Source organism: Sphingobacterium bovisgrunnientis, from assembly GCF_009829085.1.
GTDB lineage: Bacteria > Bacteroidota > Bacteroidia > Sphingobacteriales > Sphingobacteriaceae > Sphingobacterium > Sphingobacterium bovisgrunnientis.
Genome location: NZ_WUQY01000010.1, coordinates 88,194 through 100,698, shown reverse-complemented (window position 1 = coordinate 100,698; position 12,505 = coordinate 88,194). Strand labels below are relative to the sequence as shown.

The 12,505-nt window shown below is 34.4% G+C and carries 8 protein-coding genes; 7 read left to right on the top strand and 1 reads right to left on the bottom strand.

The genetic code is table 11. The annotated features are described in order from the left end of the window. Window positions 1-292 precede the first annotated feature (292 nt). The 3 genes from der to GOQ16_RS07085 are packed head-to-tail and all read left to right on the top strand — an operon-like array spanning window position 293 to window position 3,997. The gene (gene der / locus GOQ16_RS07095; protein ID WP_160068648.1) at window positions 293-1,600 is read left to right on the top strand and encodes a ribosome biogenesis GTPase Der; all 1,308 of its coding nucleotides are present in this window, start codon (window positions 293-295) and stop codon (window positions 1,598-1,600) included. A 30-nt stretch (window positions 1,601-1,630) separates the two neighbouring features. Next, complete coding sequence (cysS, locus tag GOQ16_RS07090) at window positions 1,631-3,103, top strand: cysteine--tRNA ligase (protein ID WP_160068647.1); 1,473 nt, start codon at window positions 1,631-1,633, stop codon at window positions 3,101-3,103. Window positions 3,104-3,127: 24 nt separating this feature from the next. Next, on the top strand, window positions 3,128-3,997 hold the full coding sequence (locus tag GOQ16_RS07085) for a DUF4440 domain-containing protein (RefSeq protein ID WP_149913275.1): 870 nt from the start codon (window positions 3,128-3,130) through the stop codon (window positions 3,995-3,997). 61 nt (window positions 3,998-4,058) lie between these two features. Here GOQ16_RS07085 and GOQ16_RS07080 read toward each other — a convergent pair whose 3' ends face one another. Further along, window positions 4,059-5,423 carry a peptidylprolyl isomerase gene (locus tag GOQ16_RS07080; protein ID WP_160068646.1) on the bottom strand — a complete coding sequence of 455 codons (1,365 nt, stop codon included), beginning with the start codon at window positions 5,421-5,423 and terminating at the stop codon, window positions 4,059-4,061. Between the two features lie 230 nt (window positions 5,424-5,653). On the opposite strand from GOQ16_RS07080, the gene GOQ16_RS07075 reads away from it, so the two are divergent. From GOQ16_RS07075 to GOQ16_RS07060, 4 genes are all read left to right on the top strand, one after another. Then, complete coding sequence (locus GOQ16_RS07075) at window positions 5,654-6,688, top strand: lactonase family protein (protein ID WP_160068645.1); 1,035 nt, start codon at window positions 5,654-5,656, stop codon at window positions 6,686-6,688. A 42-nt stretch (window positions 6,689-6,730) separates the two neighbouring features. After that, window positions 6,731-7,261, top strand: a complete 531-nt coding sequence (locus tag GOQ16_RS07070) for an RNA polymerase sigma factor (protein WP_160068644.1) — start codon at window positions 6,731-6,733, stop codon at window positions 7,259-7,261. A 45-nt stretch (window positions 7,262-7,306) separates the two neighbouring features. Beyond that, entirely contained in the window at window positions 7,307-8,485 is a 1,179-nt protein-coding gene (locus tag GOQ16_RS07065) for a FecR family protein (protein ID WP_160068643.1), read from the top strand. 390 nt (window positions 8,486-8,875) lie between these two features. Then, window positions 8,876-12,499, top strand: coding sequence for a SusC/RagA family TonB-linked outer membrane protein (locus GOQ16_RS07060; RefSeq protein ID WP_160068642.1), 3,624 nt, complete (start codon window positions 8,876-8,878; stop codon window positions 12,497-12,499). Window positions 12,500-12,505 lie beyond the last annotated feature (6 nt).

Here is a 12,505-nt window from a genome sequence, read left to right as displayed (position 1 = left end):
AAGTTGGATACTGTCAACCACTCTTTCCAACGATTATCTTAAACACCTGGGATACCCGTCTTTACTAGCAGAATACAAGCGAGTTTGTGTTACAACTTAGGGAAGCGCCGTATACCGAACGGTACGTACGGTGCTGTGGAAGGTCGGAACGGGAATTAATCCCGTTCCTCCTATCCGATTGTCAATTCCCTGAAAATAATACAATCTATTTTATGTAACTTTGTGCCTTATATTTCATTTTGAAATGAGTTGCCGGGATGGTAACGCGCGAGATTAATTTATTTAGAAAAATATGGCAAACATTGTTGCAATTGTAGGTCGCCCGAATGTGGGAAAATCGACTTTATTTAACCGCCTTACGGAAAGTAGAAAGGCAATCGTTGATGATTTTAGTGGTGTGACACGAGATCGTCATTACGAGGTAGCCGAGTGGATTGGTAAGAAATTTACCGTAATAGATACGGGTGGTTTTGTACATGGTTCGGACGACATCTTCGAAGAAGCAATCCGTGATCAAGTACATATCGCTATTGAAGAAGCGTCTGTAATCATCTTTATGGTGGACGTGAAAACTGGTATTACAGATTTGGATGACGAGATTGCAGATTTACTGCGTCGTACGCCAAAGCCGGTATATGTAGTTGCCAACAAAGTAGATCATGCTAAATTGCACCATGATTCTTCCGAGTTTTATGCGTTTGGATTAGGAGAAGTATACAATGTATCTTCAGCGACAGGTTCGGGTACAGGAGAATTATTGGATGCGGTAGTATCACATTTCCCGGAGCCAGAAGAAGAGGAAGGAGAAGATTATTTGCCAAAAGTAACAATTGTGGGTCGTCCGAATGTAGGTAAATCTTCATTAACGAATGCTTTATTAGGTACAGATCGTAATATTGTAACGGATATCGCAGGTACGACACGTGATACCATCAAAATACATTACAATCAGTTTGGTCACGAATTCTTGCTGGTGGATACTGCAGGTCTTCGTCGTAAAAGTAAAGTAAACGAAGATATAGAGTTTTACTCGGTGATGCGTACAATTCGTGCATTAGAGGATTCGGATGTGGTAGTGTTGATGTTGGATGCGAATGACGGTATCGAAGCACAAGATATCAATATCTTCCATTTGGCGGAGAAAAATAAAAAAGGAATTGTAATTGTGATCAACAAATGGGATACCATTGAGAAAGACCACAAAACAATGAAAGAATTCGAAGCGCGTATCAGAGAAAAAATTGCGCCTTTCACGGATGTGCCCATTATTTTCACGTCAGTGACAGAGAAACAACGTATTTTCAAAGTAGTGGAAGTTGCGATGGAAGTACATAAAAACAAAACGAAAAAAATTCCTACTTCGAAATTAAATGAGGTTATGCTAGGTGTAATTGAAAATTACCCGCCGCCAGCAATCAAAGGAAAATACATTAAAGTGAAATATGCCACGCAATTGCCAGGAAAAGCACCAATGTTTGCTTTCTTCTGTAATTTGCCACAGTATATCAAAGATCCGTACAAACGTTATGTAGAGAACAAATTACGTGAGAATTTTGATTTCACGGGTGTTCCTATTCAAGTATATTTCAGACAAAAATAATTTAATAAATCAAGCAAGCTAGAGTTCTATATGCAACACAATCTGGTACTTTATAATACATTAACACGTAAAAAAGAAAAGTTTGAGCCGATACATCCAAATCTTGTAGGGATGTATGTATGTGGTCCTACTGTTTATAGTGATGTACATTTAGGAAATTGTAGAACTTTCGTTTCATTTGATTTAATATTCCGATACTTACTTCATTTGGGGTATAAAGTGCGCTACGTTCGTAATATTACGGACGCAGGTCACTTGGAAGGTGATAATGATGAAGGCGATGACAAATTCGCTAAAAAGGCGAAATTAGAACAGTTGGAGCCAATGGAAATCGTGCAGAAATATACGATTGGTTTCCATGATATGTTACGCTTGTTCAACACTTTGCCGCCAAGCATTGAACCTACTGCCACGGGCCATATTTCCGAGCAAATCGAAATGGTGAAGCAAATCATTGCAAATGGTTATGCTTATGAGGTAAACGGTACGGTTTATTTTGATGTTGACAAATACACCAAAGAACACAATTATACAATTTTGACCAATCGCAATCTTGAAGATTTATTAAATAATACAAGAGAATTAGGTGGTCAGGATGAGAAGAGAGGTCGATTAGACTTTGCACTGTGGATTAAAGCAAAGCCAGAGCATATTATGCGTTGGCCAGCTCCTTGGAGTGTAGGATTTCCAGGCTGGCATATCGAATGTTCGGCGATGAGTCGCAAATATTTGGGTGACCAATTTGATATCCACGGTGGTGGAATGGATTTGGCTGCTACGCACCACACGAATGAAATAGCACAATCGCAAGCTTGTAATCATACCACGCCTTCAAAATACTGGATGCATACGAATATGCTAACTGTAAATGGTGCGCGTATGTCCAAGTCTGCAGGCAATGGTTTCTTGCCAGGTGAATTGTTCACGGGGAATCATCCATTATTGAATAAGGGTTATTCGCCGATGGCGGTGCGTTTCTTTATGTTGCAGGCGCATTACAGAAGTACATTGGATTTTTCTAATGATGCTTTAGATGCAGCGGAGAAGGGATACAAACGTCTGATGAATGCTATTGCGTTATTAGAGAAGATTGTTCCTTCATCTAAGTCCAATATTGATGTGGATTTGGATGCTTTGACAGCGCGCTGTTATGCAGCAATGGATGATGATTTTAATTCACCTGTATTAATTGCAGAATTATTTGAATTGGTACGTTTGATTAATTCGATCTACGATGGAAAGCAGCAAGTAGATGAAGCGACTTTAATGAAAATCAAATCATTATTAAATGATTTCGTTTTCGATATTATGGGATTAAAGGACGATCAATTGGGTGCTGATAATGAAAGTGTCGACAAGTTGATGGAATTAGTTATCTCATTACGCAATGAAGCCAAGACAAATAAAGATTACGCTACCTCGGATAAAATTCGTAATGAACTAAATGCTATTGGTATTCAATTAAAAGATAGCAAAGACGGCACACTTTGGAATAAGATTTGATTAGGAGATTGCAAATGATTTTTGATGAAGTATTCTACAATTCTTAAAACCGTATCTTTTGCATGTGCTTTGATTCCTGGCCAAGTATTATTTGCTCAGCTGCCTGAAAAAGTAGGTGGATTAATCACAGCGGATCGCAATGCTGCTATTATAGCAAAAGCCGAAGGGCCTCATGCTGCGTTTTCATCTATTATTGATAAGACTTCATCTTTTTATGTGCCTTCGGAGGTCAATGCTTTTAATTATTTAAATAATAGACCCAATATACCTGATGTATTGAGTTGGGAGCCAAATTTTGCTTTGGTTTCCAAAAGTTTGGAATTTGGTGTGACTTCTGGAAATTTAGAATTCCAAAAAGTTGGCGCTATTAAACGTTATGGTCAGTATTTAACGATTTGGAAACGTGATAAGAAAGGCGTGTGGAAAGTTGATCTTCGCGCAGAAGTAGAGAATTACGGAAAACAGAAAGCTAAAGATTTAACCTATCAAGAGCCTGATGATTCTTGGTATTTGAAGCATCGTTCACAAGTTCGATTAAAACAACGAGAAGATATTATATCATCAACAGATCAATTGTTTTCAACTATATCAAAACGTGATACTGAGGCTGCATATAAAGAATTTATGGCGGATGAGGTTCGCTTTTATTATCCGTGGCAAAACGAAATTGAAGGTAAGACTAATGTCGTTAACTTCATCAAAAAGCAGCGTATAGACATCGTAACTGAGCCTTTAAAAGTTGGTCGTGCGTATAGCGGTGAGTATGCGTATTCACAAGGAACTGCGACAATACACACGAAGGATAAAGCAGTCAAATTTAACTACATTCGTGTTTGGCAATTGAAAGATGATTTCCAATGGCGAGTGATTCTTGAAATGATGTTTGAACGTTGATATTTTTTGATATATAAAAAAGATGAGGCTTGAAAATATATTCAAGCCTCATCTTTTTTTGTTATTTACTCGCTAATTCTTTAGTCGGTTTTGTCCAAATTTTTAACTCTTCACATGACATGAATTCTGGATTCACGTCTATATAAGTTGTTTCTCTTCGTGTTTCAAACCACTCGCTCAGCGTTCGGTTTACTTTATCTTGTCTTGCAGCTTCTTTGATTTTGGCAAAATCTTGTTCCATATTCGCTTTATGTGGAGGGATTCTCGAACGTAAGTAATAAATACGGTATGATTTTTCGCCTAATCTTTTATCTGTATAAACAATTGGTTTCGATATTTCACCTTCTTTCAATGGGTCAATGGCATTAAATACTTCGACATCGTCCAATTGATCTACAGGGATTAATGTGGAACGGTCCTCCATATTAGATACTATACCTCCTGCATATTTTGTATTTTGATCATCAGAATAGATGGAAGCAGCCTGATTAAAACTCAATTTTTTAGTAGCAATTAAATTAGCTATACTATCTATTTTTACTTTAGCACGATTTAGGGATTCTATGGTAGCTTGTTTTTTGATCAATATGTGTCTCACGTTTACCTCTTCACCTCTACGCTCTAACACTTGTAAAAAGTGAAAACCAAATTGTGTTTCAAACACTGGAGAAATTTCACCCTTTTTCAATCTAAATGCATTTGCAGAAAATTCTTTCACCCAATTTTCACGGGTATTAAAGCCTAATTCTCCACCATATGGTGCTGAGCCGTCTTCAGAATATAGTCTTGCAATCGTTCCGAAGTCAGATCCATTCAATACTTGTTGACGGTAACCTTCAGCTTTCTTTCTAAATTGATCTTTTTCTTCTTTGGTCAAAACAGGATCAATTACCAATTGTGCGTACTCAATCTCCGTATTGAAATAAGGAAGACTGTCAGTATTTAAACCATTGAAATATCTCTTAACCTCTTCTGGTGTTACATCTATTTTTGAGACGATCTGACCTTGCATTTTGTTTCCTTTTAACTGTTCAGCAACAGCAGGACGCATCTCTTCTTTATGCTGGAGAATAGAACGGTTTAAAAATTCTTCTAAGCGTTCTTTTCCACCTGCACGTTGTACCATAGATCTTATACGCATATTCAACTGATCGTCCACTTCCGTTTCTGAAACTTCAATAGAGTCAATTACAGCTTGTTGAGCCAAAAGTTTTTGTGTCAGTAATTGTTGCAGAATATAACACTTTACTTTGTCATCAGGTTTGTTGCCCTGTGCCAAAAATTGTGTGTATTCCATTTCTAAATCGGATTGCAAGATACTTGCATTACCTACTGTGGCAATTATGCGATCTACTAATTTTTCTTGTGCCGATAAAGTATTTAAATATACCGTTAGAATAAAAAGTATTCCAAAAAGTTTTTTCATTAAATTGTTTGTCAAAATTTATGGTACAAAAATATTAGAATAATTTATAAAAGCATTATTTATTCAAATGAATAATACTATCTTACTTATATATTAAGCTTAATATATCAATACCTGCGAATATACTGTTTTGAATTAAGCTAATAATCTATTTAACGAAATTTAACGAGTCTATGAAAAGTTCTGCGCCACTCTTAATCCTTTTGTGTGTATTAACTGTTTTAATTGATATGAATACGTTAAATGCACAAACGTACAAAATGTATGTAGGAACTTATACCAGTGGAAGTGAGAGTAAGGGGGTATACGTATATGATTTCGAAGAAAAATCTGGTAATGCCAAGTTTGTAAAAACTATTGCCATGAGTAATCCATCCTTTCTTGCAAGAAATGGCGATATACTATATGCAGTAAATGAAGATACAAATGGCATGTTAACAGCTTACGACTTGAAAAATGATACTATCTTGAATCAAGCCTCAACTGCTGGTATGCATCCTTGTCATGTATCTTTAAGTCCAGATAAACCGTTAGCAGTTGTGTCAAATTATTCAAGTGGTTCGTTAGCATTACTCTCGCTGAATGCAAATGGAAGTATCAAGCAGATGGAAGATTTGGTAGAATTCAAAGGTTCGAGTATCAATAAAGAGCGTCAAAAGCAATCACATGTGCATTCTGCATTTTTTACGAAGAACGGATCGCAAGTTTTTGTGTCCGATCTTGGTGCAGATTTGATATATGTTTTTGGAATTGAGCATGTAGATGGCAAGTATTCACTTAAGAAAATAAGTGAGATTAAGACTAAGCTTGGTGGTGGACCAAGACATTTGACATTCTCAAAGGATGAAAATACTATATACAGTGTGTTGGAATTAACTGGTGAAATTGAGGTGTTTCAATTTTCAAATTCTAATTGGATTTCTAAGCAAATAGTTCCAATGTTTCCTAAAGCGTTTGAGGGTGAACATGGAGGAGCAGATATAAAAATTAGTAGTAATGGGAAATACATTTATGCTACCAATAGAGGTTCAGCAAACTTTATTTTCAAGTTTAAAGTCGAAGAGAATAATCTTCTAAAATTTGAAAAATATTCTTCCGTACACGGAAATTCTCCTAGAAACTTAAATTTTTCCCCAAATGAAAATAAAATGCTTATATCTAACCAAAATTCAAATGATATTGCTATTTTAGATGTAGGAAAAAATTTTTCTAAAGAAAACTACAAAATGATAGAAATTCCTAAGTCTGTGTGTGTTATATTTTAATAAATCGTTATGTTTGTGTAAATATTAAAAATAAATCTATCGATGTCTACAGCCAAATCTGTTAAACAAGAATTCGATAAGCATTACCAAAATCTTTGCTTCTTTGCTTATACGCTTTTAGGCGATCACATAATGGCTGAAGATTTTGTACAAGAAGCTTTTTTGACCTTGTTTACCAAATTTGATACAATCACTCCAAATGAAAATGTCTACAAATCATTTCTGTATACTTCTGTGAAGAATAGCATATTGAATTGGCATAGACGTGCAAAAGTAGAATCAAAATATCACGAACTAACGCCTTTTGAAGATATTGTTTATTTGGATTTTGATAATGCAATGATTAAAACGGAGGCCATTGCCGAGGTGAATAAATTAATCTCTAACCTTCCTAGTGCCTGTCAACAAATTTTTAGGCTATACTATCTTGATGGATTATCATCTAAAGAAATCGCATCAAAATTAAACATTAGTATTAATACGATAAAGACTCAAAAACTTCGTGGTCTTAAATACATTCAATCGAAATTAAATCCAGAATATTTCTTGGTGTTTCTTTTTTTACTAAAATAATTTTTTTTGTCACCCCTTTTATTGTGTTAGGTTTCTTATTTATATATGAACCAAGAAGAAACTAACCTGTCTAAAATATTAGCTAAATATTTAAATAACGAATGCAGTGATTCTGAGTTAAAAATATTGCATTCCTGGTTATCAGAATCTAAAGAAAATCAACAAGTTTTAGATGATTTAATGAATTCTAACACTCTTGAAGGAGATTTGATAATATACAATTCATTTAATAAACAAGCAGCTTGGGAAAATATAGCCTATCATATTGAAAAAGGTAAATCTAATATATTTCAAATTAATTATATGAGATTTTTACTTGCAGCATCGGTCGTTATTGTACTTTTTAGTGTTTCGTTTTTATACTATTTTAAGTATAATACGCTGTCAGAACCTGAATTAAGTTCACTTGCTGAAGGGAAAGTTTTGCGAAATGTTTCTGGAGAAATATTACCAGCAACTACAGGGGCTATACTCGTTAAATCAAACGGCGAACAGGTTACACTTGATCATTCCTTTGTATTAAACGAGGATGGATCAATTGCCTTTGATGAAGAAAATATTGTTGAAGATAAAGATTATGATGACGAGGAGTCGTTTTATGAATTAATAGTTCCTAAAGCTAAGATTATTCAGTTTGCTATGTTTGATGGATCCAAAATATGGGTAAATGCAAATTCAAGACTTCAAATTCCTACTAAATCAAATGCTGATCGTAAGATAAAATTACTAACGGGAGAAATTTATCTGGAAGTAGCAAAATATAAGAACAGCAAGTTTCTTGTAGAAACTCAGAATGGATTAGTAGAAGTTTTAGGTACTAAGTTTAATGTAATTTCTTCTGCCAAATCTTTCAAAACAACTCTAGTAGAGGGCAAAGTTAAATTAGTGAAAGAGCAAATAGAACAAATCTTAGAACCAAATACTAGCGGATTATGGAGAAATAATGAGTTTGTAGTGACTCGAGCGAATTTGAATGCTGATTTGGCATGGAAAAATAACGTGTTTTATTTCAATAATTATTCAATAAATCGGATTGCAAATCAGATAGAAGATTGGTATGGAGTGAAAGTACATGTTGATGCAGATGTATCTAAAAATAAAAATACATATTCTGGAGAAATGAGAAGAGACGTTCCTTTGAAAGAAGTTAAAAAAATGTTAGAATTTATTTCAGGTCTTCATGTGAGTATTGAAGGAGAAAATTTAAATGTAGAAAATAAATAACAGGAATGCGCCAACATTCCTGTTAAAATTGATTTACTAACTAGTTTTTAATGCAAAAACCAAAACAAATGTAATGAAAATATGCTAATCTAAAGTGTTGATTTATAAATTAATACTGCTTATTAAATTCTTTTTTAAGATCTCGCAACAGGTCTTATGCTATGGAAAAAATGAAATTAATACCTCTAACTGATATTATTTACTTTAAAAACCTATTGAATTTATGAATAAAAACCTTACCTAAAAATTGAACTGAGGAATGCGCCAAAATTCCTGTAAAAATGATTTACTAACTAAATTTTAATGTTAAACCTTAACAAATGTATGATTAACAATTTCTTAAAGGAGACGAAGGAGAAGTCCTTTATTCTCAAACAAACCTTGCTGTATATGAAAGTTTTTATTTTCATTTTCTTGGCTAGTTTACAATTTGTTTCCGCAAATACATCTGCTCAAACCATTTCGTTTAATGTAAATAATGCGAAATTGGAAGATGTATTTAAAACTATTGCATCGCAAAGCCATTATAAGTTTTTGTATAATGATGAAGTACTTAACAAAGTATCCAAAATATCTCTACATGTTAAAGATGAGTCTTTAGAAACAGTTCTATCCAAGCTCCTTTCTAAGGATCTTTTCGAGTATAAACTAGTATCAAATACAATATTAGTAAGCGTAATAGCAAACCCAAATACATCCACGAAAAATTTGCAAACAAGAGCTTCGGGCATTGTCGTAGATGATCAAGGAAATTCGTTGGCTAGCGTATCTATTACTGTGGTAGGAACATCTACATCTAGCATGACTGATAAAGATGGTAAATTCCAAATCCCAGCTAATGTAGGAAATACAATTGAGGCAAGATATTTAGGTTACAAATCAACACGATTAAGTATTACTAACTTAAATAATATTAAAATAACTCTTTCTACTGTAGAGTCAAGTATAGAAGAAGTACAAGTAGTAGCCACAGGATACCAGAATATAGATCGTAAATTATTTACTGGTGCTGCAGCTAAAGTCAGTGCTAAAGATGCAGAGCGCCCAGGCATACCTGATGTTTCAAGAATGCTTGAAGGTCAAGTCGCTGGTGTGTCTGTACAAAACGTATCAGGTACATTTGGCGCAGCACCGAAAATTCGTGTTCGAGGAGCCACTTCTTTATCTGGAGATAATAAGCCTCTTTGGGTTGTTGATGGTATTATATTAGAAGATAATGTTAATATTTCTAATGAAGCGCTATCAACAGGCGATGCAAATACCTTAATCGGATCATCAGTAGCAGGTATCAATCCTGACGATATAGAATCATTTACTATTTTGAAGGACGCCGCTGCTACAGCTATGTATGGTGCACGAGCGATGAATGGCGTGATTGTTATTACTACAAAAAAAGGTCGAAATACTGATGGGAAGCCGTTATTCAATTATTCAAATACATTAACCTCTTATTTGAAACCAAACTATGATCAGTTTGATATCATGAATTCTGCGGAGCAAATGTCAATTATGATTGAATTAAAAAATAAAGGGTACTTTAATCATAGCTCTGCTTCTAGGGCATCTACAGGTGGTATATTTTATAAAATGTATAACAAAATGTATGAGTATGACGAAGTGACGGAAACTTATGCTTTAAATAATACATTAGATGACCAACTTAAATTTTTAACTCGTTATGCGCAAGCTAATACAGATTGGTTTGATATTCTGTTCAAAAATTCTCTGTTGCAGGAGCATTCCTTGAGTGTAAGTTCAGGTACTAGTCGATCACAGACATATTTCTCATCGAGTTTTACACATGATTCAGGTCAGACTATGGGAGATAATGTAAGACGATATACTGGAAATTTACGAAATACTGTAAAATTGAATGATAAATTAACAGCTGAATTTTTAGTTAATACCTCCATTCGCGACCAAAAGGCGCCAGGGACGATGACTCGAATGTCTGATCCTGTGTATGGTTCATATTCACGAGATTTTGATATAAACCCTTATTCTTATGCTTTAAATACCAGTCGTTTAATAACACCGTATGATGAAAATGGTGATTTAGAGTATTTCGTCAGAAATTATGGGTCATTTAATATATTGAATGAATTAGACAATAATTATTTGACATTGGGTATGATTGATGTGAAGTTGCAAGCCGGTATCAAATATCAGATAACTCCCCAATTAATGTATTCGGTAGATGGTGCTTATCGTAACGCACGTACGGAAAGACAACATTTTATAAAAGAAAATTCAAACGTAATAAAATCTTACCAAGCAAATCAAGATCATACGATTGCTGATCAAAATAGATTCTTGTATAAGGATCCTGATAACCCTAATTACCCTCCAATTGTATTAATTCCTGATGGAGGATTTTTCAATACTACCCTGAATAATTTGAAGAACTTTTATTTCAGAAATAACCTGAATTACAATAAAAAAATCAATGATTCTCATATTATGGATGTCTTTGGGTCTTTTGAAATAAGACAAACCGATAGACAAAATTCGGATTATGATGGGGTCGGATATCAATTTGAAAATGGTGGATTAGTTAATCCTAATTATCGTTATTTCAAGAAAATGATTGAGGGTGGAGATCCATATTTTGGTATGGGATATGATTATGAGCGTTTTGTTGCAGGTATGTTAAGAGGGGCGTACGCTTATAAAGACAGATATGCTGTAAATTTTACAACGCGTTATGATGGATCGAATTTATTGGGCGAATCGAAAGTAGCGAGATGGTTACCCACATGGAATATTTCAGGAAAATGGAATATAGATCAAGAAAAGTTTTTTAAAGATAATAATGTTATTTCTGGCGCAAGCATTCGTGCTACGTACGGTCTTGTTGCAAGTCTTGGTGCTGCAAGAAATTCCACTGCCATATTCTACAATCAAGTTGCTCGTAGACCTTATGAAGATGAAAAAGAATCTCTTGTTGCAATAAGCAGTTTGGAAAATTCAGAATTGACTTGGGAGAAATTGTATGAATTGAATATAGGGTCTGATTTATCACTATTTAATAATAAAATTGATGTTACAGTTGATTGGTATAAGCGCAAAAATTTTGATTTAATTGGCTTAATCAGAACTTCAGGCATCGGAGGTCAATATACAAAACTCACAAATTATGCCGATATGGAGTCTAATGGTGTGGAGGTAACGGTGGCTGGTAATCCAATTAAAATTGAAGATGGATTTAGATGGAGGACACAATTGAATTTTGCTCACAATACGAACAAGATTACAAGATTAGATGTTAATCAGAATATATGGACTTTAGTGCGTGCTGAAGGAGCTGCTGTAAATGGATATTCGCAAAGAGGACTATTTTCTATTCAATTTGATGGTCTAAATCCTCAGTATGGCTATCCAACATTTATAGGATTAGAGGGAGTTAAGGATACATATGTCGATACACGAAGTGAGAATATTCAATATTTGAAATATCATGGACCTGTTGACCCGACACTTTCTGGCGGTTTCTTTAATCAATTCTCTTATAAAAATATCTCCTTATCTGGCTTGTTAACATTTTCAAAAGGAAATTTTATAAGACTTCAGCCGGATTACAATGTGCAATATACTGACTTACAAACTATATCGAAAGATATGGTAAATAGATGGTTAACTCCTGGTGATGAATCTTTCACAAATATCCCTTCTTTGCTCGACCCATATGTAAGAAATAGTCTCGTGTTGCGTTCGGATGGTAGGACTCCAGTTGATGCAATTTATACGTACAACAACTATAATTATTCCACAGAACGTGTCGCTAATGGAGATTTCATTCGATTGAAGCAAGTTTCTCTATCTTATATAATTCCAGCTAAATTTTTAAGTAAACTTCATTTTAATTCAGCCCAGATTTCTCTTGTAGGTAATAATATTGCTTTACTTTATTCTGATAGAAAGCTTAATGGTGCAGATCCTGAGTTTTTTAATAATGGCGGTGTAGCGATGCCAATTCCAAAGCAATACACTTTTTCACTTAAGTTAGGTTTTTAAATTGAT

Bases quoted from the DNA above. Each gene is read 5' to 3' on its own strand.
- GOQ16_RS07065 (WP_160068643.1), top strand. From the start codon at position 7,307: ATGAACCAAGAAGAAACTAACCTGTCTAAAATATTAGCTAAATATTTA.
- GOQ16_RS07080 (WP_160068646.1), bottom strand. From the start codon at position 5,423: ATGAAAAAACTTTTTGGAATACTTTTTATTCTAACGGTATATTTAAAT.
- GOQ16_RS07070 (WP_160068644.1), top strand. From the start codon at position 6,731: ATGTCTACAGCCAAATCTGTTAAACAAGAATTCGATAAGCATTACCAA.
- der (WP_160068648.1), top strand. From the start codon at position 293: ATGGCAAACATTGTTGCAATTGTAGGTCGCCCGAATGTGGGAAAATCG.
- GOQ16_RS07075 (WP_160068645.1), top strand. From the start codon at position 5,654: ATGAATACGTTAAATGCACAAACGTACAAAATGTATGTAGGAACTTAT.
- cysS (WP_160068647.1), top strand. From the start codon at position 1,631: ATGCAACACAATCTGGTACTTTATAATACATTAACACGTAAAAAAGAA.
- GOQ16_RS07085 (WP_149913275.1), top strand. From the start codon at position 3,128: ATGAAGTATTCTACAATTCTTAAAACCGTATCTTTTGCATGTGCTTTG.
- GOQ16_RS07060 (WP_160068642.1), top strand. From the start codon at position 8,876: ATGAAAGTTTTTATTTTCATTTTCTTGGCTAGTTTACAATTTGTTTCC.